Consider the following 24,164-nt stretch of genomic DNA (forward strand, 5'->3'; position numbering starts at 1 on the left):
GGGCCGGTGGCGGTACCGTCCTCACCTATGACTCCGCCACCGTCGGGACAGCAGTTCGCCATCGGCCGGGGCGACCAACGGGCGGTGATCGTCGAGGTCGGTGGCGGCATCCGGGAGTTCCGGGTGGCCGGGCGCGATGTGCTCGAGCCCTACGACGTGCTGGCGATGGCCGACGGTGGCCGCGGCGCCGCGTTGATTCCGTGGCCGAACCGGTTGGCGGACGGCAGGTATCGCTTCGACGGCGTCGACCATCAGCTCGCGCTGTCCGAGCCGGCGACGCGCACCGCGATCCACGGGCTGCTGCGCTGGCGGCCGTGGCGGGCCTGCGACGCGCAGGAGGACGAGGTCACCATGCGCACCACGTTGCATCCCTGCAAGGGTTATCCGTTCCATCTCGACCTCGCCATCTGCTACGCACTGTCCGACAACGGGCTGACGGTCACCACGACGGCCACCAACCTCGGCGCGACCGCGGCACCGTACGGCTGTGGCCACCATCCGTATCTCTCGCCGGGCGAGGGCGGGATCGACGCCGCCGTCCTGCATTTCGACGCCGCGACCCGGATCGTCACCGACCCCGACCGACAGCTGCCGATCGGCACCGAATCCGTGCGCGGCACACCGTTCGACTTCAGCACGCCGAAACCGCTGGGCGCGTTGACCATCGATCATCCGTTCACCGACCTGGCCCGCGACGACAACGGACGGGCGTGGGTCCGGTTGCGCGGCAAAGACGGCGCGGTGGCCGAGCTCTGGGTCGACGACTCCTATCCGGTGCTGCAACTGTTCACCGCCGATACCCTCGCCCCGGCACACCGGCGTACCGGCCTGGCCGCCGAGCCGATGACCTGCCCGCCCAATGCTTTTCACAGCGGCGACGGCGTGATCCGGCTGACGCCGGGGGCCACCGTGCGGACCAGGTGGGGCGCGCGACTGACTCGGTCGTGACCGATCAGCGCCCTGAAAGTACAGAGTCAGCGGCGGTACCCGAACCGTAACTTATTTCCGAAAATACAATGTGAAAATCAATTATCCACTTTGCCTGCGCCGGCCCCCGTAGTAATCGCCGCCAAAAAGAGGTAGGCTGAATTTGCTGCTCCAGCCCGGCCGATATCAGATCTGATGGTCGCTGCTGGCAGATGAGTCAAAGCGTGGATGAATATCCGCCGATGTCAGTGCTTCATTACCGGCACAGAGGCGTTCGTACGAGATGGTGACCACCCGATGTGGTCGTCCGTAACAGCCTCCGTAGCAACGGATTAGAACATGACAGCCTGAACACGGCGAAAACTACGTCCACCACAGAGTTCCAAGTCTCACACACCGCTGACGAAACCGGCGAAGTAATTGGCTTGCCAATAAACGGCGAGCCGGTGAAATGCGCCGCGACGCGCTGCGCATTCGCCTTGCTTCACACCGATGCGGAAAAGCGAGGACGCGCGCCACCATGACCGATTTCACGATATCGGCCACAGCGAATAAGCAATACAGGAGCATTATCATGACTACTACACGCAACACACGCACCCGTATCGCCGCCCTTTTCGGTGGCATCATTATGACCACGGGCGCAATGATCGCTGTCGCCCCACCGGCTTTCGCGGCCTGCAATGCCATGGACGGCGCCAGCGGTGCTCCCGGCACGGCCTCACAGCCGGCCGGCGGCGTCGGCGGCAACGGCAGCGCCGGTACCCCGAGCTGTCCGGGCGGCAACGGCGGTAGCGGCGGCGCAGGCTTCGGCGGCGGCGCGGGCGGCGCAGGCGGGATCGGCGGCAACGGCGGACTCGGTGTGCTCGGTACCGGTGGCCTCGGCGGCATCGGTGGCCTGGGCGGACCCGACGGCGGCTCCGGCGGAGCCGGTGGCGCGGGCGGCAACGGCGGCGCGGGTGACACCAGCGGCGCAGGCACCGCGGGCGCGGCAGGCGGCGCGGGCGGCCTCGGCGGTAACGCCGTGGCGGTCGACACCGGCGGCGAAGGCGGCAGAGCGGGTAACGGCGGTGACGCCTCCGGCGCGAACAACAACGGCGGGCCCGGCGCACGCGGCGGCAACGGCGGCAGCGGCGCGCTCGGGACCGGCGGGGCAGGCGGCGGTGGCGGCAACGGCGGTGCCCAGACCGGCACCGGCACCCTCGGTAACTGCGGCAACGGCGGCAGCGGCGGCGCAGGCCTGGTCGCAGGCGCACCCGGGACCGGAGGCAGCGGCAGTGGAACCTGCTGATACGGCCTGACTCGACCCGAACCACATCGCACAAACCGTGCGGTGTGGTTCGTCGCTGAGCTGTCATGGCAGCGCTGTTATCGTCGATAGCGCCCGCGCCGGGCGGAGGGACCGCGCGCAGCAACCCGCGCCGACGAGGATGGTCTCTTGAAATACGTTCCCCGCGTTGCCTTGTTCTTGGCGATCCCCGCCCTCTTGTTCGTGGTCCCGTGGTGGACCTTGGTCGGTGCACCCACCGAGGGCACCGGTCCGCTGTTCTGGCTCGGCTCGGCGATCTTCCTGCTCGCCTTCGCCTGCCTGCCCGCGGCGATGTTCCTCGGGCACGGGCCCGCACAGTCCGATGCCGCGTCCATCGTCGGCGACACACTGCTCGGCGTGGCCTGGGTGGCGTTCAGCTGGTCGGTGCTCGGCAACATCGCCGGATTGGTGCTGCCCCTGGCGGGTGTGCACGATCCGGACCGCTCGCGCATCGTCGCGGTGGGCGTGCTGGCGGTGGCGACCGCCCTGGTCGTCTGGGGCATCATCGAGGCGCGCCGGGTGCCCCGGGTACGCACGGTCGACGTGGAAATCCCCGGACTCGGACAGGGTTTCGACGGACTGCGCCTGGTGGTCGTCACCGATACCCACTTCGCCGCACTGAACCGACTGCGCTGGTCGGAAAAGGTGGTCGACGTCGTGAATGCGCAGCGCCCCGATATCGCTTGTCACGCGGGCGATCTCGCGGACGGCTCGGTCGCGAAGCGGCACCCGCAGGTCGACCCGCTCGGCAAGATCGACGCACCGCTCGGCCGGTTCTACATCACCGGCAACCACGAGTACTTCGGCGACGCGCAGGGCTGGATCGACCACATGACCTCGATCGGCTGGCAACCGCTGCACAACCAGCACCAGACGGTGACCCGCGGCGGCGACGAGCTGGTCATCGCAGGCATCGACGACCCGACCGGCGTCACGCTGCCCGGGCACGGGCCCGACCTGCCCACCGCGCTCGCCGGTGCGGACCCGCGGCTGCCGGTGGTGCTGTTGGCGCACCAGCCCAAGCAGATCACCGCCAGCGCGGCCGCGGGCGTCGCGCTGCAAATCTCCGGCCACACCCACGGCGGCCAGATCTGGCCGTTCCACTACCTGGTCCGTCTCGACCAGCCCGTGGTCGCGGGCCTGAGCAGGCACGGCGCGAACACCCAGCTCTACACCAGCCGGGGCACCGGATTCTGGGGTCCGCAGCTGCGGGTTTTCGCGCCGAGTGAGATCACCGTCCTGGTGCTGCGTTCGGCGCCCGCGCGCACATAGCGCAACGGCCGCCGGTCAGCGAATGGCCCGGAAACCGAGCCAGGATCGGTTCGGCGGCCTAAACTCCTGCTCCACTGCACTCTCGCGGCACTTCCGCCGAGTTGAGTTGCGGGCTATGGCGTTTCAGGAGGCAAGTATGGGCAGGTGGCTACGCACGCTCACCGCGGCCGGGGTGCTGGTGCTGACCGTCGGGGCATGCGGTACGCCGCCGTCGGAGCAGCGCAAGTCCGGCGAGCCGGGGGCCGAGGACTTCAAGGCCTGCATGGTGTCGGACTCCGGTGGCTTCGACGACAAGTCGTTCAACCAGACCTCCTACAAGGGCATCACCGACGCCGTCGCCGAGCTCGGTATCAGCAAGGCGCAGCTGGAGTCCCGGTCGGACAACGACTACCCGACCAACGTCAACACCATGGTCCGGCAGAAGTGCGGCATCATCGTCACCGTCGGCTTCAAGCTCGGCGACGTGACCTACGCCGCGGCCAAGGACAATCCGGACGTCGATTTCGCGATCGTGGACTACGCCTACACCGACACCCAGAAGAATCCGCCGCTGCCCAACCTGCGCGGCCTGATCTTCAACGCCGCACAGCCGTCGTTCCTGGCCGGCTACCTGGCCGCGGGGATGACCAAGACCAACAAGGTCGGCACCTTCGGCGGGATCAACATCCCCACCGTCGCGATCTTCATGGACGGCTTCGCCGAGGGCGTCGCCTACTACAACCAGCGCAAGGGCAAGCAGGTCCAACTGCTCGGCTGGGATCCGGCGACCCAGCAGGGCGTGATCACCAATACCTTCGAGGACAAGAACGTCGGCAAGACCAAGGCCAACGATCTGATCAGCCAGGGCGCCGACGTCATTCTCCCGGTGGCCGGTCCGGCCGGTCTCGGCGCGCTCGAGGCCGTGCACTCCTCCGGCGGCAAGGTCAACGCGGTCTGGGTGGACACCGACGGCTGTGTCAGTGCCGCCGAGTACTGCGCCTCGCTGCTGACCAGCGTGCAGAAGTCGATGGATGTCGCGGTGCAGCAGGCGGTGACCGATGCCTATCGCAACAAGTTCGACAACACGCCCTATGTCGGCACGCTGTCGAACAAGGGAGTCAGCCTGGCGCCGTATCACCAGTTCGACGCCGCCATCCCGGCCGAGCTGAAGAGCGAAATCGAGGCGCTGACCACCGATATCGCCAGCGGAAAGATCACCCTCGCGTCCAAGGCGCAGCCCGCGGTCAAGTAGGCGCGGCCGGCCATGCGACTCGAATTACGCGGTCTGACCAAACGATTCGGCACTTTCCTCGCCAACGACCACATCGATCTGACGGTCGCGCCGGGGGAAATCCATTGCCTGCTCGGGGAGAACGGCGCGGGCAAGAGCACCTTGATGAACATGCTCTACGGCCTGTTGCAGCCGGACGAGGGTGAGATCCTGCTGAACGGCAGCGCCATCCGCTGCCACTCCCCGCGCGACGCGATCGCCGCGGGCATCGGCATGGTGCATCAGCACTTCATGCTGGTTCCGGTGTTCACCGTCGCGGAGAACATCGTCCTCGGCCGCGAGCCGGTCAAGGGCTTCGCCGCGCTCGATCGCGAGGCCGCCCGGCGCCGGGTGCGCGAGCTGTCGCAGCAGTACGGGCTGCCGGTGAACCCCGATGCGCTGGTCGCCGATCTCTCGGTGGGCGAACAGCAGCGCGTGGAGATCCTCAAGGCACTGGCCAACGATGTCGAGGTGCTCATCCTGGACGAGCCGACCGCCGTGCTCACCCCGCAGGAGATCGAGGAGCTCATCGAGGTGCTGCGCGGGATCGCGGCGAGCGGCACCTCGATCATCTTCATCTCGCACAAACTCAAGGAGGTCACCAGGATCGCCGACCGGATCACCGTGATCCGGCGCGGCGCGGTGATCGACACCGTCGCACCGACCACCGCGGAGAGCGATCTCGCGGAGTTGATGGTCGGCCGTTCCGTCGAACTCGTGGTCGCCAAGACCCCGGCGAAACCGGTCGGGGCCACCCTCGTCGTCACCGATCTGACCGTCGTCGACATGGCGGGCGCCGTTGTCGTCGACGACGTCTCGTTCCGCGTCGACGGCGGCGAGATCGTCGGTATCGCCGGGGTGGTTGGCAACGGTCAGTCGGAACTGGTCAACGCGCTGCTCGGCCTGCGGACACCGGCGCGCGGCGAGGTCACCGTCGGCGGCTGGGAAGTGGTCGGGCGGACACCGCGGCAACATTTGCAGGCCGGCATGGGCTATGTGCCCGAAGACCGCGCGCACGACGGCTTCATCGGCACGTTCAGTGTCGCGGAGAACCTGGTCCTCGATCTGATCGACCTGCCCGAGTTCTCCCGGCACGGCGTGCTCTCGTTGAGCGCGGTGAAACGCAACGCCGCCAAGCGGATCGAGGAATTCGATATCCGCACCCGGTCGGCCACCGAGCCGATGAGTTCGCTGTCCGGCGGCAACCAGCAGAAGGTGGTGCTCGCCCGGGAGATGTCGCGGCCGCTCGAGGTGCTGATCGCCGGTCAGCCCACCAGGGGGCTCGATGTCGGGTCCATCGAGTTCGTGCACAAACGCATTGTCCGCGAACGGGATCAGGGCACCGCGGTGCTCATCGTCTCCACCGAGCTGGACGAGATCTACGCGTTGTCCGATCGGATCATCGTCATGTACCAGGGGCGCATCGTCGACATTGTCGGTCCCGATACCCCCCGCGATCAGCTGGGGTTGATGATGGCCGGTGCGCTACCGGGGAGGGATCGATGAAAGACCGGGCCTGGGTGCGGGAACTGGTGGTCAGCGCACTCGCGGTGCTGCTGGCGCTGGTCGTCGGCGCGCTGCTGATCATCGTCAGCAACCCCGACGTGACGTCGGCGTTCGGGTATTTCTTCGCCCGCCCGATGGATGCCGTGTCGGAGGCGGCAAACGCGGTCGGCGACACCTACCGGGCGCTGTTCCTCGGTGCGTTCGGCGGACGTCAGCAGCTCGCCGAAACCCTCGTTGCCACAACGCCGTTGATCTGCACCGGGCTCGCGGTGACGCTGGCCTTCCGGACCGGACTGTTCAATATCGGCGGGCAGGGCCAGCTGATCGCCGGCGCGCTGTGCGCAGGCTGGGTCGGTTTCGCGCTCCATCTGCCGCCGGTGGTGCACGTGCTGGTCGCGCTGCTGGCCGGCGTCGCGGGCGGCGCGGTGTGGGGCGGGATCATCGGACTGCTGAAGGCGCGCACCGGCGCACACGAGGTCATCACCACGATCATGTTCAATTACGTGGCGCTCTACGGTCTCACCTGGCTGCTCACCACCTCGGCGTTCCAACGTCCGGGCCGCAACGAGCCGATCAGCCCGGTGGTCGACCACAACGCGCAGCTCGCCCAATTCGGCGGCACCCGGCTGCATCTCGGCCTGCTGATCGCGCTGCTGGCGGCGGTCCTGGTCTGGTGGCTGCTGGCGCGTTCGACGCTCGGCTTCCGCTTGCGCGCCGTCGGCGCCAATCCGGACGCCGCGCGCACCGCGGGCATGGACATCGGCCGCGCCTACGTGCTGGCCATGCTGCTCGCCGGCGGCCTGGCCGGGCTGGCGGGCGCCCAGCAGGTGCTCGGCACCGATCTGCCGCTGACCGACGGTATCGCGGGATCGTTCGGCTTCGACGGCATCACCGTCGCCCTGCTCGGGCGGGGCAGCCCGATCGGAACCGTCTTCGCGGCACTGCTTTTCGGCGCGCTGAACTCCGGCGGCAACGAGATGCAGGCGGCGACGGGCACCCCGCTCACCCTGGTGACCGTGCTGCAAGCCGTGATCGTCGCGCTGGTCGCCGCACCCGCACTGGTGCGCGCGGTGTTCCGGATCCGCGCCGAACGCGCGGATGTCGTGCTGGCGAAAGGGTGGAACTGATGACCACCACCACCGAACCCGCCGCGCCCGTACTGGAAGCGCCCGAACACCGCCGCAGGCGGCTGCGGCTCGGCATCCTGCTGCTGGTGCTCGCCGTCGGGGCGGTCGCCTTGGCGGTGTTCACCAAGTCGGGCAATGTCGACTTCCGGTTGTCGGCACCGGACGGTTCCGGGCCCGGCGATCTGCGCGTGCCCGCCAAACCGGCGGCGTTGGTGCTCTCGATCCTCGCGCTGGCGATCGCGGTCGCGCACGTGTGGCGCGGGCTGACGGGCAAGTGGGCGGGTGCGGCGTTCGCGGTGTTCGGTTTCGCGTTCGTGGTGACGTTCATCTGCTGGGCCGCCTCGGGCAAACTGTTCCCGCTGACCAATCAGATCCAAGGCACCCTCGCCCTGTCCACGCCGCTGATCCTCGGCGCGCTGGCCGGAGTGCTGTGCGAACGCGCGGGCATCATCAACCTCGCACTCGAGGGGCAACTGCTCGCCGGCGCCTGCGCGGCGGCCATCGTGGCGACCGTCAGCGGCAGCTTCCTCGTTGGTGCTGTAGCGGCGATGATCGCCGGCGTGTTCCTCGCCTGGCTGCTCGCGGTGTTCTCGATCAAGTACCTGGTCAACCAGATCGTGCTCGGCGTGCTGCTGGTGGTGTTCGCGACCGGTATCACCGGCTTCCTGTTCGATCAACTCACCGGACTGTCGGACGGGTCGGCCCGCTTCAACAGCCCGGGTACCTTGCAGCCCATCGCGATTCCGGTGCTGTCCTCGATTCCGATTCTCGGACCGACGGTGTTCCAGCAAACCGCGCTGGTCTACGCCATGGTCGTCTTGGTCGCGGTGGTGACCCTGGTGCTCTACCGGACGCGATGGGGCCTGCGGGTTCGGTCGGTCGGCGAACATCCGCGCGCCGCCGCCACCGTCGGCATCAACGTGCTGCGCATCCGGTACGAGGCCGTGCTGGTGGCCGGTGCGATCGTCGGGCTCGGCGGCGCGTACTTCACCATCGGCTCGACCGGCGGCTTCTCCAAGGCGATGACGGCGGGCAACGGGTTCATCGCGCTGGCCGCGGTGATCATGGGCCGCTGGCATCCGATCGGCGCGACGTGTGCGGCACTGTTTTTCGGCTTCACCAAGGCGCTACAGGGTCAGCTCCAGGTACTGGCGACGCCCATTCCGACCGAGGTGTTGCAGATGACGCCGTACCTGCTGACGGTGGTCGCCGTGGCGGGCGCGGTCGGGCAGGTCCGGCCGCCCAAGGCCGACGGCGAACCGTACGTCCCCGGTTGATCATCCGCCGAACAGCAGATACAAACCGGTGAAGGTGTAGCCGACCATGGTCAGCATCAGCGCGAGCTGGCCGGTGGCGCGATGCTCGGGTGGCAGCAGCCGCAGGCACCGGTCGTGCGCGGCGGCGACGCCGAGGATGTGGCCGGTCAGGACCGCGAGCACCTTGGTGGTGGCCAGCACCGTCGGATGGCCGGACAGCACGTACTCCACCTCGCGGTGCGCCAATCCCCCGATGTTCCAGCCCCGTTGGAACGGATCCGCGAACAGCAACGCCGTCGCCTGACCCTTCTCCACCACGAAGGTCAGGTAGTGCGCGACGATGTATCCGGCGATGATCGGCGTGATGCTGTGGGCGAGCAGGCCGGGCAGCCGCGCGCGCTCGGCACGGGTGAGGCCGCCCGTTGCCCGGGCGGCGACGGTGAAGACGGTGCCGACGATCAGGATGACGGTCAGCAGGCCGAGGCTGCGGACCAGCGTGGCGACGAGAACCGAACCGCCACCGAGCGAATCGACCAGGTTCCGCCAGCCGGGCATCGCCGAAAGGCTGTCGAAGGCGGTGGAGCCGAGCAGGGTCGCCGCCAACGCCACCGCCCCCGGCAGCACCGGAGTTCCCGCGAGATTTTGCAGCGGCGACCGGAGCACGAGTTCCCCCGAAGTGCGGCGGCCGAACGGACTCAGCCGCGCCAACAGACTGCTGTACACCTCGAAGGGGTCGGCGCGCTCGGCCCACGCCGTCCCGAACACCACCAGTCCCGTCAGGGTGAGCACCGCATAGCCCAGCAGCCACCAGCCAACGGCCGCAACGGAACCCGGCTCGGGCGAGGCCAGTTCGAGCCAGACGAAAGCGAACAACCCGAACACCGCAGGCCAGTACCCCCACGACAATGGGTACCGGCGCACACCGCCCTCGGGGCTACGCCGCAGCAGGAAGCACCCGAACCGGTGCAGCGCCCGCATCGGCGAGACGACCTTCCACACCGGACCGAACACCAGCGACGCGAGCATCACACCGACCCAGAGATAGATGTAGAACACGCCCGGCACCGGATTGCGTTGCGGCGAAGCGGAACCGAACACCGCGACCAGCCCGACCACCACCGCAGCGGCGACGCCGAGCACGGCGAGCACGATGCGGGTCGGCCGGGCATCGAGCACCGCGCGCAGGGCGGACGGCACGAGCAGGCCCGGTGTGTCCGGGTCCAGCCGCGGCCGCCGCCAGGCCACCAGCAGGATCGCGAACGAGAACGTCAACGCCCACGCGGCGCCGATCAGCGCGTACGTCAACGGAATCGGCAGATCGGCCGCGCCGTTGAGCCCGTGCGCCAGCGACCGGGTCACTGCCGGATCAGCAACGTGGTCACCGTCTTACCGGCGTGATGGAGTTCGACGTCGACCCGCCCCGGCACGGTGACGATGAAGCGGAACTCCTGCCCGGCTCTCGGTTCGACCGCGAAGCTCTGGCTCGGCTCCGAGTGAACGTGCAGTTCGTCGGCGGCATCGCTGTCCACCTTCAGCACGATCGGCTGGTACAGCCTGGCCTCGGTCTTGGCGTTCGTCGGCGTGACCGACCCGCCCGCGATACGGACCGCGATGGTGACCTCCGCGGGCACGTCGACCGACTGGCTCGCCGCCGTGCGGGCCGCCGGTGTGTCCACCGATGCCGTGCCACAGGCAGTCATCATCGCCGACACAACGAGGGATGCGATGACAACGCCGATACGGCTTGCGTAAATCATGAATTCTCCTCCCGCTCAGGCGAATCGGGCACTGTTGCGTCGTCGGCCGGCTGCCCGGCCTCGCGACGCTCGGCGCGCCGATCACGCACAGCTATACCGAGGACAACGCCGACCACCGCGAGCGCGGGTACGAACGCCGGGATCGCCAGCAGCGCAGAGTGACCGGCGAGTATGTCGACGCCGTCTTCGTACCTCACCGGCGGACCGCCGTGGCCAGTCCCTGCGCCCGGACATCGGCGCGATAGGCGAGAACGATCCGCGCGGCGCCCCAGGCCAGCGCCCAGATGACCAGCAGCGAGCAGATCAGCACGATGAGCGAGGCCGCGGCGAGCAACCACGAGGGATGGTCGAAGGACCGTTCCCGCTGTAGCACCGTTATTTCGGATACGAACGGGCGGTTGAACTCGTTCGATGCGGGGACCCCTGCGGCGTCGATCCCGCGATCCTCCGGCATGTACACCGGCAGCGCCGTCAGCAGGTAACCGTCGTGCACGCGCAGCACGGTCTTCCAGTTACCGTAGGCTGGAACAGGTTTCGTGCTTACGTAGTGGCCGGGCTCGACGCGCTGTAGGTGATCGATCACCAACCCCCGGCCGGGACTGTCGGCCCCGGTGCCACCTTGCCAGCCGAGAATCTGCACCCACTCCGGATCGTCGCCGACCAGATCCGTGGGCGTCAACGTGACGTCCGCGGTCACCATCCGGCCACCGGGCGCGGGTGCGGCGTCCTGCAATCGCACTGTCGCGGAGGCATTTTCGGGGACATCGACCCGCAGGCCGTTCGCGGTTGCCGCAGCGGCGATCAGGACCGCGGCGACGACGAGGCCACGGCGCACCGAAGGACGTGGCAGCGGTTCACCGCGCAGCACCATGCCGAGCAGCGCGCCGAGCGCCCCGCCCGCGATCCCGACCGGCACCGCCATCGCGAGCAGTTCCGGCCACATGTTCGTCGGCCAGGGGTCGACGAACATCCTTCCCACCCACAGTGATTCGAGCCAGAGGCCGACGGTCGCGGCGGCCAACCCGGTGACCGCGCCCCACCAGACGGGCTTCCGAATCAACGGCAGCAGCGCCATCAGCTCCACCACCACCGCGACCCCGAGGTAGAGCGGGAAGACATTGTGCGGCGCACCGAGGATCGGGCCGACCAGCACCGCGACGACTCCGCGCACCAGGAAGGCGAACAGCACCGCGACCACCGCGCTACCCCGCCCCAGCGTGTATCGCGCCGAGACCAAGGCCAGCGTGCTCGCCGCCACGATCAGCATCGGCTGGAACACCAGGCGGAACTGTTCCACGCCGAAGTCGAACTCGACCTGATACACCGACATGCCGATCAACAATCCGCCGAAGGCGAACACCCGGAACATCCACAGCAGCCGCCCGTCCGCCCGGTCCGGGTCTGGACGGTCCAGGCGCCCTTCGAACTCCAGCAGCAGCACCGCGACCAGCGACAGTCCGGCACCGCCGATCAGCATGAGATGCGTTGGGCCCCACAGGGTGACGTCTTGGCCGAACAGCCGATGCCAGATGTCGTCGAGCGGGAAACCGATGAGGGCGTAGAGCCCGACCGCGGCCATCAGTACCCCGCCGACCGGCGCGTACCAGGTGCGGGTGATCCGGATGGCGGCCGGGCCGGGTTTCTCGTCGAGCGGCAGCACCACGGCCAGCATGCCGGCGATGAACAGGAAGAACAGGCCGATCATGATGAAGTAGTGCGCCGGATTGGCCAGTGGCCCAACGTCGCGGCCCTTGCCGATGTGCAAACTCACATCCCAGATGAAGCCGAGCAGCGCGGTCAGGATGGTGGTGATGAACACCGCGAGCGGCAGCGCCACCCAGCCGGGGCGGTTACCGAGCTGCCCCAGTCGGTCGGCCGCGTTCTTCAGCCAGGTGATGCGGCGCGTGCGATGGAGATAGGCCACCCAGAACAAGCCCGCCGCCACCAGCATCGCCGATCCGGTCAACACGATGACCTGATCCAATGCGGCGCCGCCGCCTTCGGAACCCTTTGCCAGCACCACGAACTCAGGCCTCATCGCGCCCAACTCTCTGTAACTCGAATTCTCCCTTAACGGCGAATGCCCACGGAAGGCCGAGGTATGCAGCGGATTACGCGTCGCAGGCCAGATCTGGGATCAGTCACAGCGCGCGCGTGCCCGAAATGGTGTGAGTTCCCGAGTTTGTCGATCTTGTTCGCAAACTGGGCGGTCCGGCAGCAAGTAATCAGCATCCAATAAATGGACAAATCGGGCAAAACTCTTAAGTGCGGACAAACCCGAAACTGTCGTGACACGTCATCGGCAGGTCCTTTGCCGAGTGTCGCTGTGTTGCCATCGATTCACCAATCTACTGGCTATACTCCTCGAGCGCAGACCCCGGCTTCCTCGATCGTGTGCGAGCTGAGTCCGTGGACGGCAGGCTTCTCCCACGTCAGCTCATTTCGAAAAGGCTCTGCGCAACTTCAGGAATGGCCTCGCACTCGTGTGAGTTGTGCGCGAAGAACGGCTCGTGCGAGTAACCAGATGATGTCTGTGACCATTTACAAGATCATGTCGATAAAGATCAAAAACCTTGCCACGCAGGGAGGTTCGGATGTGTATGCTATCGATTCATCACTTCCCCCATCATGAGGTGGGGGTATGGGCGAGGGCGGTGTCGGTGTGGACGTGAATAGGCTCCAGATACGGCGCGCGGCCATTGCCGCAGTCGCTCTGGGTGTGCTGGCCCTGAGTATTACCGGGCTGATCGATCGACTGTTGCTCGGCACCTTCATCTGTGCCGGGCTCGCGGTCGGTTGGTTGAATGCCCAACTCACCCTGTGGGCGATCACCCGCATTGCCAGTGCCGAGGCACCGAGCAAGCAGCGTTTGGTAGGTTCTTCGGCGCTACGACTGCTCGGTATTACCGCCGTCGCCCTGCTGGTGGCTTTCCTCGCGCGACCCAATGGCGTCGGTATCTTCTTCGGCTTGGCGCTCTTTCAAGTCGCCCTGGTCTTCAACACCGTCCTGCCTGAATTGAAAGGGCTTCGCCAGACGCCATGACGATCCCAGCCATTTCGTTAGCCCAGGTCTCCTCGAGCATCACGCTGCTCGCCCAGGAGGCGCCCGCCGAGGAGCCGAAGATCCGGGTCGGCCATCACGCGGTCGCCCATGTCTTCGGCATCGCCTTCAACGTCGACACCATCGTGTCGACGTCGGTCGCCGCCGCCATCGTCCTCGGTCTCGCCTTCTACCTGCGGCTCAAGATCACCTCCGGGGTGCCGAACGGCGTGCAGCTGTTCTTCGAGGCCGTGACGGTGCAGATGCGCAATCAGGTGGAGAGCGCGATCGGCATGAAGGTCGCGCCGTTCGCCTTGCCGCTCGCGGTCACCCTGTTCGTCTATATCCTGCTGTCGAATTGGCTCTCGGTGCTGCCGGTACAGGTCGGCGACGGTGAGTTGCTCGCACCGCCCGCCGCGGACGTCAATTTCGTCTATGCACTCGCCCTGTTCGTGTTCATCGCCTACCAGTCCGCGGGCATCGCGCGGCGCGGCCCGTTCGGGCACGTGAAGCAGCTGCTCAAGGGGCACACGGGCTGGGGCCCGATGGTGTTCATCAACGTCATCGAAGAGATCGCCAAGCCACTGTCGCTGTCACTGCGATTGTTCGGAAACATGTTCGCCGGCGGCGTGATGCTCTCTGTGATCACGCTGTTCCCCTTCTGGATCAGCTGGGGCCCCAATGCCGTATGGAAGCTGTTCGACTTGTTCGTCGGCGCCATTCAGGCATTCATCTTCTCGCTGCTGACTGTCCTGTACTTCAGCCAGTCGATGTCATTGGAAGACGAACACCACTGATCGGCGAGTGCCGATCGAGTCCACATCCGAGAATAGGAAGTAGAAAATGGCAGACCCAACCACCGCGTCCATCATCCAGGGCGCCCTTATCGGCGGCGGCATCATCATGGCAGGCGGTGCCATCGGCGCAGGCATCGGTGACGGCCTCGCGGGCGCGGCGCTGATCAATGGTGTCACCCGTCAGCCGGAGGCCGAGGGTCGGTTGCGCGGCATCTTCTTCCTGACCGTCGGTCTGGTCGAGGCGGCGTACTTCATCAATCTAGCCTTCATGGCCCTTTTCGTATTCGCGACTCCCGGCAAGTAACCGGGCATGTCTCCCAGAACCGATGTGGTGGCCGAGGGGAACTTTCTTATCCCCAACGGCACCTTCTTCGTCGAGTTACTGATCTTCCTGATCGTGCTCGGGGTCATCTGGTTCTTCGTGGTTCCGCCGATCCGCAAGGTGCTGGAGGAACGCGAAGAGCGGACCGCAGAGACCATGGCGACGACCAAAGAGGCGCGGCAATTGTTCGCCGAGGCCGAAGCCAAGCATCGAGCGGAACTGGAGAAAGCGCGGTCGGAAGCGGCTGCTATCCGGAGCAAGGCACGTGCCGAGGGCCGGGAAATTCTCGAGGAGATGCGCGGCCAGGCCCAACAGGAAGCCAATGCGATTGTCGCGGAGGCCGAGGCGCAATTGCGGGCCCAGGCAGATCAGGTCGCCGCGGAGTTGCGCGAAACAGTCGAACCACTCGCGCGGTCACTGGCCAACCGAGTGGTCGGCGTCGATGATCGGCGGGCAGGCACGAGCCGAGGCCAGCAGACAGGACGGGCGTCGTCATGACTCCTAGTAGCGACATCCTTGCCGAGGGCATTTACCAGATCCATTTCGAATGGCAGGTTTTCGTCAGCCAGCTGTTCGGCTTCGCGGTCATCGTCTGGGTCATCGTTAAATACGTTGCGCCACCGGTGAAGCGCATGATGACCAAGGCGCAGGGCGAGATCCAGAAGCAGATCGAGGAGAACCAGCAGGCGGCCGACCGGCTCGTCAAGGCCAAGAAGGTCTACGACGAAGGGCTGGCCGAGGCGAAAGCCGAACTCGCGCAACTGCTCGAGGACGCGCACGCCGACGCCGAGGACATCGTCGTCAAGATGCGCGAGACGGCCGCCGCCGAGGTGGAACGGGTGCGCAAGCAGGGTCGCGACCAGATCGAGCTGATGCGCAGGCAGCTGATCCGCGACCTCAAGGCCGACTTCTCGCAGCAGGTGCTGATGCACACCAGCGACAGCGTGCGCGATCAGGTCCAGTCGCCGCAGATCAAGTCCGACGCCGTCGAGCGGTTCCTCGACGACCTCGAGACGATGGCGAACACCGGATCGTCCGGCCGGGCGCACACGCAGTCCCAGTGGAACTGAGCGACAACCGACAAGCCGACGCGAATCGACTGTGCCCGTTAGGATGACGTTCGCCTGATCGTGGGCAGCAGAGTTCTCGAGCGGAGTCGTCGATGTCGGAGACAACCAGCGAAGCAACGGCGGCCGTGGACGCGGTGCCGAGCCTGTACGAATGGGCCGGCGGCACCGCGGCTTTCGAGAAACTGACCGAGGTGTTCTATCGGGAGGTGCTGCGCGACGAGCTGGTCGGCCCGCTGTTCCGTGGCATGGATCCCGGACACCCGAAGTACGTGGCGATGTGGCTGGCCGAGGTCTTCGGCGGACCCGACAGCTACAGCACCGAACGCGGCGGCTACGCGCACATGGTCCGGCAACACCTCGGCAAGGCGATCAGCGAGCCGCAGCGCCGCCGTTGGGTGAACCTGCTGATGGACGCCGCCGACGAGGTCGGGTTGCCCGACGACCCCGAGTTCCGTGCCGCCTTCGCCTCCTACATCGAGTGGGGCACCCGGCTTGCGCACGCGAATTCTCAGCCGGATGCCACGCCGCCGCTGGAAGCGCCTATGCCGCACTGGGGTTGGGGCGTCGCGCCGCCGTATCGGCCGTGACCTAGCCGAAGTAATCCTTGAACAGGATCTCGCTGATCTTGGTCACGGTTTCCCGGCCGACCTGGTAGCCGTCCTCGACCACCTGGGTGTTGTTCATGATGGCGACGGTGAATCGCTCACGCGGACCGACGAATCCCACCGAGTTCATCAGCCACGAACCGTCGTCGTTGTCGTCGGCCCAGCCGTTCTTGTTGCCCGGCAAGGCCTTATCGCCGGCGCCCCAGACGCCCCATCGCTGGTCGGTGTCCAACGACTCCCCGCCGTCGACCGTGCGCAGCTCGCCGACCAGGTAATCGCGGTGCCGGGCGGGCAACTTCTCCAGGACGAAGTCGATGAGGTGCTCGAGGTCGTTCGCGGTGGCCAGGATCCACCCCCAGGAGTCCGGATGCTGGTCGGCGAACTCGATGCCCGCCATGCCGAATGATCGGAACCTCGGCGCGAATACCTGCTCCCCGCCGTAGCGGTCCCACAGCGTGGTCGCGGCGTCGTTGTCGCTGGCATGCAGCATCCGGTGCATCAGCTCGCGGTCCTCGGCGGTCAGCGTAATCGTGCCGAGGTCCTCGCGCAGCAGCAGATCCACCGCCATCGCCAGCTTCGGGGTGGAGCACGCCCACATCGGCGTCGCCGCATCGGCATTGCGCCACACCGCGCCGGTGCGCCGGTCGCGCACCACGATCCCGGTGAACCCGGGACGGCTCTTCGCATACGCCTCGGCCTGCGCGATCCGCGCCTGGAACGCGGGATCGAAATCGGGCGACGGACCGATCGCCGCGCGCGCCGGGCCTTCCGGCACCGGGTTCGCGCGCGCTGCGCCACGCGGCTCGTGCATCAGGGCGGCGGCGACCAGCGAGCCCGCGACGAGTAGACCGGACAGCACCACCGGAAACCTCGACTTCCGCATGAACGCCCTCGTTTCGCAGTGTCGTCAGACGGAAAACGCAGGTCAACGGCGGTACTAGACGTTCGCCCATCTTGGCAAGCCGCGCACACCCGAGCAACCCGACACTCGGCAGCGGCGGCAATTCACGCCGTCACGCCGGTGCCCCCGACAGTGGGGGCACCAACTTTCTCGTGGCCGAGCTCGCCGGAAACTCGGTAACAAGCCTAAGGAGTAGCCCGATGTTCAGTTAGTCGTCGCAGGCGCGCGGAGGGAGGACCGCGTTCGTGCTTCGGGCAACCGGAGCGACTGCGGAGACGACGCAACAACTCCATACCCGACCACACCGATTCCGGGGGTTCAATGAACGTCAAGTCATGGGCTTTTGCCGCACTGGCCGCGAGTGTCGTACTCGGCGCGAGCGGGTGCGACTCGAGCTCGGCACCGCAGGCGACCAGGACGCCGATCCCGTCGGCGGTTCCGTCGGCGCCCGCCGGGCCGAGCAACGCACCGGCCCCCGAGCAGCCGGGCGACACCGATAAACCCGCCAATCCACCGCAGGCGCAACCGAATCCGGAGACCACCAAGGCGCCGCCGGCCACCGTGCCGGTCGATCGACAAGAACCCGCGCCTGGCCCGCCGCCGCCCCCGGCCAACCAGCCACCCAACGGCAGCGGACACGGGCTGTGCTTCGACTCGAATTCCCAGCTCGCCCGCGACGCGGTGGGCCGGTTGGCGCCGAACGCGGGCGGATACCCCTGGGTCATCCTGGAGGCCAGCAACGACCCGATCGCGGCGGGCTGTGCCGGCGTCCTGTCCTGGATGCTGGTGAACTGGAACGGCAGCCATCCCGGCTACCACGTCTTGTTCTTCACCAACGGCACGTACCTGGGCACCGCCACGTCCAAGTACTACGGCTACACCACGGTGCTCGGCAAGACCAAGAACACGGTCTCCGTGCAGTACCGCTGGGTGAAGCCCGAAGACGCGCTGTGCTGCCCGTCCGGCGGACCCACCGTCGTGACATACACCCTGAACGGCACCACCGTGACGGCGCAGGGACAGTTCCCGCCGGACCCGGACAAGTAGGGCCGTAGCGCGAAAGCCTCTGCACCTTCAGGATCGAAGGTGCAGAGGCTTTTCCGTTCGGTGGTTGCCAGCGGGTCCGGTCAGCGTCCGATCAAGGCGGCGACCGCTTTGGGAGCGGCGAGCCATTCGCGGATGTTGTTGCGTACCAGCGTTATCCGCCGACAGTCGCAGTAGGCGGTGACGCCGTCGGCGTCGATACCTTCGGCGCGGCACAGCGCGACGGCCCGCGGCACGTGCCGGTACTGGGTGACGATGATCGCGCGATCGATGCCGAACAGCTCCTTGGCGCGCGCACAGGTGGCGCGGGTCGACAAGCCATCGCCATCGGAGCGCACGCGCGCCGGATCGACTCCGTGGTCGGCGAGATACTTTGTCATCGAGGCGATTTCGTCGCCCGAGGTCCCGGCGGCATCGCCGGACACCAGGATCTCGCGGACCTTGCCCGCTTGCAGCAGTTCGATCGCGACATCGAGTCGCCCGCGCAGGTACGCCATCGGCGCACCGTCCGGGCTGACCTTCGCACCCGGCACGATCACCACCGGAGCCGTCGGCGCCGCCTCAGGGGCGAACCGGTGGCCGGCGGAGACCAGCCACAGCCGGACATTCGCGCCGACCACGATCAGCACCAGCCCCGCTGCCACGGCGACGGTCGCACGGAGCAGCCTGCGCACCCATCGCCGCTTTCGACTGCCCTCGGACCGTGGCGTCCTGTCGTCTACCACGGCAACCTCTTCCAGTCGGTCCGACAGTGCACGGGCCGGCAACGCCTGCGGCGCTGGGTTGCCGGCCGCGACAATCGTAGGTGAGGCGCCGCTGCCGGTCACCGCCGACGGCCGCCACGCCACCGTGAGCTCAGCGCATCGCGGCTTGCGCGCGAGGCAGTGACGGGCTACTACTTCGGGTTCGCTACCTGTTGTGCTGCAACGCCTTCCGCGTCACCCGGCTCGTCCGGCTCCGTCTGCTCGACCGGCATACCTGGCCCGACCGGCACACCGGACTCGCCCTCTACGATCGAGGCGACCGGCTTGTCCGCGCGGGACCGCGTGATCGCCACACCCGACAGACACAGCAACCCGCCGACCACCGCCAGCGGCCCGGGGACCTCGTCCAGCGCGATCCACGCCATCAGCACCACCAGGGCAGGCACCGCATAAGTGGTCACGCCCATCTTCCCCGCCGTGGTGCGCGACAGCGCGTAAGCCCACGTGGTGAACGCCAAAGCGGTCGGGAACACACCCAGATACACCACACTCAACGTCGCGGACAGCGGCGCAGCGGCAACCTCGCTGACCAACTGACCCGAGAACGGCAAGCAGGCGACCGTACCGATGACACACCCACCCGTGGTCACCTGCAACGCCGACGCATGGGCGAGCGCGGGTTTCTGCGCGACCACCGCTACCGCCCACGCCGCCGCGGCGGTGATACACAGCACCACGCCGAGCGCCGCGGCACTACCACCACCCGAATTCGACAGCCCGACCACGACCGCACCCGCGAAAGCCACCGCGATCCCGGCCATCAGCCGCGCCGGAAACCCCTCCCGCAGCACCAGTCCACTCAGCACCGCGATCATGACCGGCCCGATATTGATCACCATCGCGGCAGTACCCGCATCGACGTACTGCTCACCCCAGTTCAGCGCCACCATGTACACCCCGAACCAGAGCACCCCGGACACCAGAATGCCGCGCCAGGCAGCCCGCGCAGGCATCCCCTCCCCCGTGGCGACCAGGATCAGCACCAGCGCGATAGCCCCGGTCGCCAACCGGCCCAAAGCCAGCGCGCCCGGCGAAAAGTCCTCTCCCGCAGCTCGAATGAACACGAAGGCCGAGGCCCACAGCACGACGGTGACCGCGGCCGCGAGTACGGCTTTCCGATCGCTGGATCGAACGACTAGCTCCATTTACCGAACGCTAGATCACCGGTCGCGCGAACTCACGCGGTTTTCGGACGTCGCCCATTACGCGATGCGACTGCTGGTGGTGAGATCGCCGTCGAGCAGGGCGGCGCCGAGGGTGGTCACCTCGTGGCGCATCGCATTGCGATGCCGCCAGCTCTCGATGAGCCCGGCTTCGCGCAGAATCGACGCGTGCTCGCTGGCCGTCGCGGGTGAAACACCCAGTCGGCGTGCGAGTTCGGTGGTGCTGCACCCCTCCGCGATCACCTGCAGGGCGGCGGCCCTGGTCCGGCCGAGCAGGGCGGTCAGCGCCTCGTTGGGCGCGCGCGGACCCCAGACGGCCGCGAAGTCGCCGATGTCGCGCAGCACCGGGACGATCACCGTCATCGGTGCGTCCTTGTCCACCAACGAGTACAGCGTGAGCGGTTCCGGCCAGGCGAACATGGAGGGGATGATGATCAGCCCGCGGCCGTCGAGGTGCTCGTCGTGGCAGGGAGTCGTCCTGTGCACTTCGAGCACGGGCGCGCGCCAGCTCACGTAGGGGTGCAGTCCGGCGAACAACCGCTCGACGCCCTCGGTCGCGAGGGTGCGCGCCATCCGTTCGGCGGCCACCTCCAGATACGACTGGATATGCGCCCAGCGGCCGGCGAACGCGACCGAGTGGAAGGCCTCGACGGCGTCGGCGACATTGCGGCGCGCGGTGCCATCTCGGTCGGCCAGCTCCGCCGTCCACGAGGGCAGCGGCCGTTGCCCCTTCCCCGCCCGGCGGCGGAGCACGCTCTCCACTTCCATCCGGAGTTCGTCGCGCGAGGCCAGGTGCAGTGCCTCGATACCCGCGGACATCGTGCGAGCCCCGCGGGTGGGCGTGATCAGATCGAGGAACGAATCGTCGGCGGGCAGGATGTCGGTGAGCACCCCGAAATTGGCCGGGACCGCGCCGCGGATCTGGCTGCGCCAGCCCGCGAAACCGGCGACGTTGCGGCGCTGCACCACCCGGCTGGCCAGCATTGTCTCCGCGATGGCGCCGAGCGGAGCGCCGATGCGCACCCGCATCAAATCGTCAGGCGTGCAGATGATCCGTTTCATTCCCGGCCACCTTGCCGCCGCGCGGCCGCGCCGTCGCAGGCCGCGCCCGATCCCCCGCTGCGCACCATGTCCACCCGATACCGCACCACGGCACCTCCGATCACCAGGAACCCCGCCACCGTACCGCGACGAGCGGATCCATCCGCACCAAAAGCTCCGCGGCGTTCGGCGGCAGCAGCGACTCCTTCGCTACCGGCTCGTCCCGGCGCGACCACCTCGACTGCCACCGCTGCCGTCCGCGCTGCCACTCGGCCTGCACGCTGTCGGTCATCCGTGCCACCGCCAGCGCGACACCACCCTCACCCTGCACCGCTACGTCTTTCACCATGTCGAACTCCTCGTTGTCGCTGTTCAGCAGCCTAGGAACGAGCAGGTGGCGCGGTCACCCTGTTTCGGCCCAGGCCGAAACACCAAGCAACCTGCGGGCTTCGCGAACTCGTGGCAGCGAACCCGCGCCGCGCGGCCAGTCGTTGCCGCCCTCGGCGGGCGGCGCGGGCCATAGTGGTCATATGGGCGACAAGACGACGGTTGCGGCCGTGCTCGAACCCCTGGCGCGGGCCGCGCTGGGGCCCCATTCGTCGGTGCGTTTCGAATTCTGGGACGGCAGCACTGTCGAACCCGAGGGTGCCTGCGCGGGAACCATTCGCATCCGGTCGAAAGACGCGTTGCGCCATATGGTCTGGGCGCCGGGCGAACTCGGGATCGGCCGGGCCTACGTGTCCGGCCTGGTTGACCTCGACGGCGACATCTTCGCGATTCTGCGATCGCTGGCCTCGACCGCGCCGAGCGACGCCGCGCTGGGTGTCGGTGCGGCCTGGCAGGCCATCGGCGCGGCTCGGCAGCTCGGTGCGCTCGGGCGGCGGCCGAAGCCACCGCCCGAGGAGGTGCGTCCGCTGCGCGGGCCGCTGCACACGAAACGCCGTGACGCGGCGGCGATCAGCCATCACTACGACGTCGGCAACGACTTCTATCGGCTGGTGCTCGGGCCGAGCATGACGTATTCGTGCGCACGGTTCGTCGCGCCGGACGACGACGGTAGCGGCGGTGCGAACGGGCGAGTGTCGTTGGCGGACGCCCAGCGCGCCAAGCACGATCTGATCTGCCGCAAGCTCGGTTTACGGCCCGGGATGCGGTTGCTCGATGTGGGGTGTGGTTGGGGCTCGATGGCGATCCACGCGGCGGCTACCTATGGCGTGCGGGTGGTCGGCGTGACGATCAGCAGTGCCCAGGTGGAGCTGGCGCGTGCGCGGGTGGCCGAGGCGGGGTTGGCCGCGGCCGTCGAGATCCGGCTGGCCGACTATCGCGATCTGCGTGGCGAGGAGTTCGACGCCATCTCCTCGATCGGCATGTTCGAGCACGTCGGCACGAAACGCGCCGCGGAGTACTTCGAGACCCTGCGCGCGTTGCTTCGCCCCGAAGGCCGACTACTCAATCACGCGATTTCGTCTGCGGGCGGATCGGTCATGGGCAGAAACTCGTTCGTCGGCCGCTACGTCTTCCCGGACGGTGAGCTGGTCGATGTCGGTGCAGTCGCGTTGGCGATGCAACGCGCCGGCTTCGAAGTACGCGATGTCGAAGCACTGCGCGAGCACTACGCACTGACGTTGCGCGCCTGGGTCGCCAACCTGGAAAGTGCTTGGGATCAAGCGGTTTCGCTCACCAGTGCCGGCCGCGCCCGGATCTGGCGGCTCTACATGGCCGCCTCGGCGTTGGGCTTCGAGGACGGCGGGCTGGGGCTGCACCAGGTGCTCGGTGTGGTGCCGGATGCGCAGGGGCGCACCGGGATGCCGGGGACTCGGCGCGCCTGGGGGTGAGCGCCGAGTCCCGCGCGGTCAGGAGCGGCTGCGCACCGGTTCGCCGCGGTACCTGGACTGTCCGCCGTTGATCCGCAGCAGCCGCCAGGTCAGCTTCGCTGCCGGGTTCATCAAGCCGATGTCCGCCGCGAGCATCCTGGCCTCGCCGAAGAAGTCGCGTCGGCGCGCGCGGGCTTCGGGGCTGCGCCAGAACAACTCTCGGCGAATGCTCAGCGGGATGTCGAACTCGCGGAACAGCGAGCGCGGCGGCTTCACGATCAGGTCGCAGGCGATGAACATGATGATCGGGTAGGCCAGCGACAATGTGCCGCGCTGCACCCACCCCAGCTTCGGGACCCGATGGCGCAGGTATTCGTGCGCGAAGGCGATGTGCCGGGCCTCCTCGGCGATGTGGATCCGCATCACGTCACGCATGATCGGGTGCACGTCGCGGCCCGTGCGCAGCACCTGCTTCTGCACGTGGTCGATGGGCTCCTCGCCCGCGAGCACGGCGACGAAGAAGGTGGTCGGGAAGAATCGGCCGAGCAACGGCACCAGCGGGCCGAGCACCTTCATGATCCGGCCCATGCCCGGCACGTCCGCGCCGATCCGGTTCACCATCTCCTGGAACATCAGGGTGTGGTTGATCTCCTCGGCGACCTCGTGGTTGAGGTACCGGAATTCGGCCGATCCGTTGGGCACCACGGCGAACAGATAGTTCATCACTCCGCCGATCAGCACCTCCTCGAACTGCAGGCCGACCTTCGCGATGTTGGCCTGCCGCCACATGCCGATCTCGATCTTGCGCTGCTCGGGCAGCGCGAGATACCACGGGTGCGCGCCGAGCGGGTCGCTGTCCGGCGGCAAGATCCAGCGCGGGTCGTTCGGTGTGACCGCCCACTCGGGGGCATCCCAATCGATCTCGGTGTACGGATCGAAGTGCTTGTTCACCGAACCTTCGGAGAGCGTCGTCAGGATCCCCGCGTACGCGCTGTGCGCCGCGGTCCGAGACGGCGCCGTTGCCGACTTTGTAGCCATGACGTCTACCTCATATCCAGTCGAGGTTAATGTGACACAGATTAACCGTAACAGTCTGTCTCATACATTTCTAGACCGGAGCTGGGCGGGGCGGAACGATCAACGGGGCATGGTGGCGGTAGCCCGTGGGCGTCCCGTCACCATGCCCCGTCGGTCATGGGT

25 protein-coding genes are annotated in these 24,164 nt (G+C 67.4%); 15 read left to right on the forward strand and 10 right to left on the reverse strand.

The window, feature by feature from the left end; genetic code table 11:
- The first annotated feature begins 27 nt into the window (after positions 1–27).
- The 7 genes from DMB37_RS11655 (at position 28) to DMB37_RS11685 (ending at position 8,667) form a co-directional block, all read left to right on the forward strand.
- A complete protein-coding gene (locus tag DMB37_RS11655) occupies positions 28–948 on the forward strand; it encodes an aldose 1-epimerase family protein (protein WP_240772345.1) in 921 nt (306 codons plus the stop codon).
- A gap of 553 nt (positions 949–1,501) precedes the next feature.
- Positions 1,502–2,218, forward strand: coding sequence for a hypothetical protein (locus DMB37_RS40480; protein WP_167768813.1), 717 nt, complete (start codon positions 1,502–1,504; stop codon positions 2,216–2,218).
- Positions 2,219–2,365: 147 nt separating this feature from the next.
- The gene (locus tag DMB37_RS11665; protein ID WP_135232712.1) at positions 2,366–3,508 is read left to right on the forward strand and encodes a metallophosphoesterase; all 1,143 of its coding nucleotides are present in this window, start codon (positions 2,366–2,368) and stop codon (positions 3,506–3,508) included.
- Between the two features lie 136 nt (positions 3,509–3,644).
- Positions 3,645–4,739, forward strand: a complete 1,095-nt coding sequence (locus DMB37_RS11670; protein ID WP_135232713.1) for a BMP family protein — start codon at positions 3,645–3,647, stop codon at positions 4,737–4,739.
- 12 nt (positions 4,740–4,751) lie between these two features.
- On the forward strand, positions 4,752–6,263 hold the full coding sequence (locus DMB37_RS11675; protein ID WP_135232714.1) for an ABC transporter ATP-binding protein: 1,512 nt from the start codon (positions 4,752–4,754) through the stop codon (positions 6,261–6,263).
- Complete coding sequence (locus DMB37_RS11680; RefSeq protein ID WP_135232715.1) at positions 6,260–7,390, forward strand: ABC transporter permease; 1,131 nt, start codon at positions 6,260–6,262, stop codon at positions 7,388–7,390. Before DMB37_RS11675 ends, DMB37_RS11680 begins: the two co-directional genes overlap by 4 nt.
- Positions 7,390–8,667 carry an ABC transporter permease gene (locus DMB37_RS11685; protein ID WP_167768814.1) on the forward strand — a complete coding sequence of 426 codons (1,278 nt, stop codon included), beginning with the start codon at positions 7,390–7,392 and terminating at the stop codon, positions 8,665–8,667. Before DMB37_RS11680 ends, DMB37_RS11685 begins: the two co-directional genes overlap by 1 nt.
- Here the strand turns inward: DMB37_RS11685 and DMB37_RS11690 are convergent, their stop codons facing one another.
- From DMB37_RS11690 to DMB37_RS11705, 4 genes are read right to left on the reverse strand one after another with little or no spacing between them, the layout of a single operon-like run.
- Positions 8,668–10,005 (reverse strand): hypothetical protein, encoded by a 1,338-nt coding sequence (locus DMB37_RS11690; protein ID WP_135232717.1) that lies wholly within the window; start codon positions 10,003–10,005, stop codon positions 8,668–8,670.
- Entirely contained in the window at positions 10,002–10,403 is a 402-nt protein-coding gene (locus tag DMB37_RS11695) for a hypothetical protein (RefSeq protein WP_135232718.1), read from the reverse strand. Before DMB37_RS11695 ends, DMB37_RS11690 begins: the two co-directional genes overlap by 4 nt.
- On the reverse strand, positions 10,400–10,600 hold the full coding sequence (locus DMB37_RS11700) for a hypothetical protein (protein ID WP_135232719.1): 201 nt from the start codon (positions 10,598–10,600) through the stop codon (positions 10,400–10,402). Before DMB37_RS11700 ends, DMB37_RS11695 begins: the two co-directional genes overlap by 4 nt.
- The gene (locus DMB37_RS11705) at positions 10,597–12,441 is read right to left on the reverse strand and encodes a hypothetical protein (protein WP_135232720.1); all 1,845 of its coding nucleotides are present in this window, start codon (positions 12,439–12,441) and stop codon (positions 10,597–10,599) included. Before DMB37_RS11705 ends, DMB37_RS11700 begins: the two co-directional genes overlap by 4 nt.
- 603 nt (positions 12,442–13,044) lie before the next feature.
- Between DMB37_RS11705 and DMB37_RS11710 the strand changes: the two genes are divergently transcribed.
- From DMB37_RS11710 to DMB37_RS11735, 6 genes are all read left to right on the forward strand, one after another.
- Positions 13,045–13,446, forward strand: a complete 402-nt coding sequence (locus DMB37_RS11710; RefSeq protein WP_135232721.1) for a hypothetical protein — start codon at positions 13,045–13,047, stop codon at positions 13,444–13,446.
- On the forward strand, positions 13,443–14,240 hold the full coding sequence (atpB, locus tag DMB37_RS11715) for a F0F1 ATP synthase subunit A (protein ID WP_240772346.1): 798 nt from the start codon (positions 13,443–13,445) through the stop codon (positions 14,238–14,240). The genes DMB37_RS11710 and atpB overlap by 4 nt, the downstream gene beginning before the upstream one ends.
- 46 nt (positions 14,241–14,286) lie before the next feature.
- A complete protein-coding gene (locus DMB37_RS11720; RefSeq protein ID WP_040742384.1) occupies positions 14,287–14,544 on the forward strand; it encodes a F0F1 ATP synthase subunit C in 258 nt (85 codons plus the stop codon).
- Positions 14,545–14,550: 6 nt separating this feature from the next.
- Positions 14,551–15,060, forward strand: a complete 510-nt coding sequence (locus DMB37_RS11725; protein ID WP_167768815.1) for a F0F1 ATP synthase subunit B — start codon at positions 14,551–14,553, stop codon at positions 15,058–15,060.
- Positions 15,057–15,632 carry a hypothetical protein gene (locus DMB37_RS11730; protein ID WP_135232722.1) on the forward strand — a complete coding sequence of 192 codons (576 nt, stop codon included), beginning with the start codon at positions 15,057–15,059 and terminating at the stop codon, positions 15,630–15,632. Before DMB37_RS11725 ends, DMB37_RS11730 begins: the two co-directional genes overlap by 4 nt.
- A 92-nt stretch (positions 15,633–15,724) precedes the next feature.
- Positions 15,725–16,219, forward strand: coding sequence for a group II truncated hemoglobin (locus DMB37_RS11735; RefSeq protein WP_135232723.1), 495 nt, complete (start codon positions 15,725–15,727; stop codon positions 16,217–16,219).
- Position 16,220: 1 nt separating this feature from the next.
- Here the strand turns inward: DMB37_RS11735 and DMB37_RS11740 are convergent, their stop codons facing one another.
- Complete coding sequence (locus DMB37_RS11740; RefSeq protein ID WP_167768816.1) at positions 16,221–17,120, reverse strand: serine hydrolase; 900 nt, start codon at positions 17,118–17,120, stop codon at positions 16,221–16,223.
- 339 nt (positions 17,121–17,459) lie between these two features.
- Here DMB37_RS11740 and DMB37_RS41335 point away from each other — a divergent pair, with 339 nt between their 5' ends.
- Positions 17,460–18,185, forward strand: a complete 726-nt coding sequence (locus tag DMB37_RS41335; RefSeq protein ID WP_240772347.1) for an LppP/LprE family lipoprotein — start codon at positions 17,460–17,462, stop codon at positions 18,183–18,185.
- An 80-nt stretch (positions 18,186–18,265) separates the two neighbouring features.
- Here the strand turns inward: DMB37_RS41335 and DMB37_RS11750 are convergent, their stop codons facing one another.
- From DMB37_RS11750 to DMB37_RS11765, 4 genes are all read right to left on the reverse strand, one after another.
- Positions 18,266–18,907, reverse strand: coding sequence for a vancomycin high temperature exclusion protein (locus tag DMB37_RS11750; protein WP_240772348.1), 642 nt, complete (start codon positions 18,905–18,907; stop codon positions 18,266–18,268).
- Between the two features lie 170 nt (positions 18,908–19,077).
- On the reverse strand, positions 19,078–20,091 hold the full coding sequence (locus tag DMB37_RS11755) for a DMT family transporter (RefSeq protein ID WP_135232724.1): 1,014 nt from the start codon (positions 20,089–20,091) through the stop codon (positions 19,078–19,080).
- Between the two features lie 57 nt (positions 20,092–20,148).
- Positions 20,149–21,171 (reverse strand): helix-turn-helix transcriptional regulator, encoded by a 1,023-nt coding sequence (locus DMB37_RS11760; RefSeq protein ID WP_135232725.1) that lies wholly within the window; start codon positions 21,169–21,171, stop codon positions 20,149–20,151.
- Between the two features lie 100 nt (positions 21,172–21,271).
- Positions 21,272–21,499 (reverse strand): hypothetical protein, encoded by a 228-nt coding sequence (locus DMB37_RS11765; protein ID WP_135232726.1) that lies wholly within the window; start codon positions 21,497–21,499, stop codon positions 21,272–21,274.
- A 181-nt stretch (positions 21,500–21,680) separates the two neighbouring features.
- Between DMB37_RS11765 and DMB37_RS11770 the strand changes: the two genes are divergently transcribed.
- On the forward strand, positions 21,681–22,985 hold the full coding sequence (locus tag DMB37_RS11770; RefSeq protein WP_135232727.1) for a cyclopropane-fatty-acyl-phospholipid synthase family protein: 1,305 nt from the start codon (positions 21,681–21,683) through the stop codon (positions 22,983–22,985).
- Positions 22,986–23,003: 18 nt separating this feature from the next.
- On the opposite strand, the gene DMB37_RS11775 is transcribed toward DMB37_RS11770, so the two are convergent.
- On the reverse strand, positions 23,004–24,002 hold the full coding sequence (locus DMB37_RS11775) for a diiron oxygenase (protein WP_135232728.1): 999 nt from the start codon (positions 24,000–24,002) through the stop codon (positions 23,004–23,006).
- Positions 24,003–24,164: the final 162 nt, after the last annotated feature.

It is taken from the genome of Nocardia sp. CS682 (assembly GCF_004634405.1).
In the GTDB taxonomy this organism is placed as follows: Bacteria; Actinomycetota; Actinomycetes; order Mycobacteriales; family Mycobacteriaceae; genus Nocardia; species Nocardia ninae.

Coding starts and splice junctions, on each gene's coding strand:
- DMB37_RS11655 (WP_240772345.1), top strand. CDS start 28: ATGACTCCGCCACCGTCGGGACAGCAGTTCGCCATCGGCCGGGGCGAC.
- DMB37_RS40480 (WP_167768813.1), top strand. CDS start 1,502: ATGACTACTACACGCAACACACGCACCCGTATCGCCGCCCTTTTCGGT.
- DMB37_RS11670 (WP_135232713.1), top strand. CDS start 3,645: ATGGGCAGGTGGCTACGCACGCTCACCGCGGCCGGGGTGCTGGTGCTG.
- DMB37_RS11675 (WP_135232714.1), top strand. CDS start 4,752: ATGCGACTCGAATTACGCGGTCTGACCAAACGATTCGGCACTTTCCTC.
- DMB37_RS11680 (WP_135232715.1), top strand. CDS start 6,260: ATGAAAGACCGGGCCTGGGTGCGGGAACTGGTGGTCAGCGCACTCGCG.
- DMB37_RS11685 (WP_167768814.1), top strand. CDS start 7,390: ATGACCACCACCACCGAACCCGCCGCGCCCGTACTGGAAGCGCCCGAA.
- DMB37_RS11695 (WP_135232718.1), bottom strand. CDS start 10,403: ATGATTTACGCAAGCCGTATCGGCGTTGTCATCGCATCCCTCGTTGTG.
- DMB37_RS11705 (WP_135232720.1), bottom strand. CDS start 12,441: ATGAGGCCTGAGTTCGTGGTGCTGGCAAAGGGTTCCGAAGGCGGCGGC.
- DMB37_RS11710 (WP_135232721.1), top strand. CDS start 13,045: ATGGGCGAGGGCGGTGTCGGTGTGGACGTGAATAGGCTCCAGATACGG.
- atpB (WP_240772346.1), top strand. CDS start 13,443: ATGACGATCCCAGCCATTTCGTTAGCCCAGGTCTCCTCGAGCATCACG.
- DMB37_RS11720 (WP_040742384.1), top strand. CDS start 14,287: ATGGCAGACCCAACCACCGCGTCCATCATCCAGGGCGCCCTTATCGGC.
- DMB37_RS11725 (WP_167768815.1), top strand. CDS start 14,551: ATGTCTCCCAGAACCGATGTGGTGGCCGAGGGGAACTTTCTTATCCCC.
- DMB37_RS11730 (WP_135232722.1), top strand. CDS start 15,057: ATGACTCCTAGTAGCGACATCCTTGCCGAGGGCATTTACCAGATCCAT.
- DMB37_RS11735 (WP_135232723.1), top strand. CDS start 15,725: ATGTCGGAGACAACCAGCGAAGCAACGGCGGCCGTGGACGCGGTGCCG.
- DMB37_RS11740 (WP_167768816.1), bottom strand. CDS start 17,120: ATGCGGAAGTCGAGGTTTCCGGTGGTGCTGTCCGGTCTACTCGTCGCG.
- DMB37_RS41335 (WP_240772347.1), top strand. CDS start 17,460: ATGAACGTCAAGTCATGGGCTTTTGCCGCACTGGCCGCGAGTGTCGTA.
- DMB37_RS11755 (WP_135232724.1), bottom strand. CDS start 20,091: ATGGAGCTAGTCGTTCGATCCAGCGATCGGAAAGCCGTACTCGCGGCC.
- DMB37_RS11760 (WP_135232725.1), bottom strand. CDS start 21,171: ATGAAACGGATCATCTGCACGCCTGACGATTTGATGCGGGTGCGCATC.
- DMB37_RS11765 (WP_135232726.1), bottom strand. CDS start 21,499: ATGGTGAAAGACGTAGCGGTGCAGGGTGAGGGTGGTGTCGCGCTGGCG.
- DMB37_RS11770 (WP_135232727.1), top strand. CDS start 21,681: ATGGGCGACAAGACGACGGTTGCGGCCGTGCTCGAACCCCTGGCGCGG.
- DMB37_RS11775 (WP_135232728.1), bottom strand. CDS start 24,002: ATGGCTACAAAGTCGGCAACGGCGCCGTCTCGGACCGCGGCGCACAGC.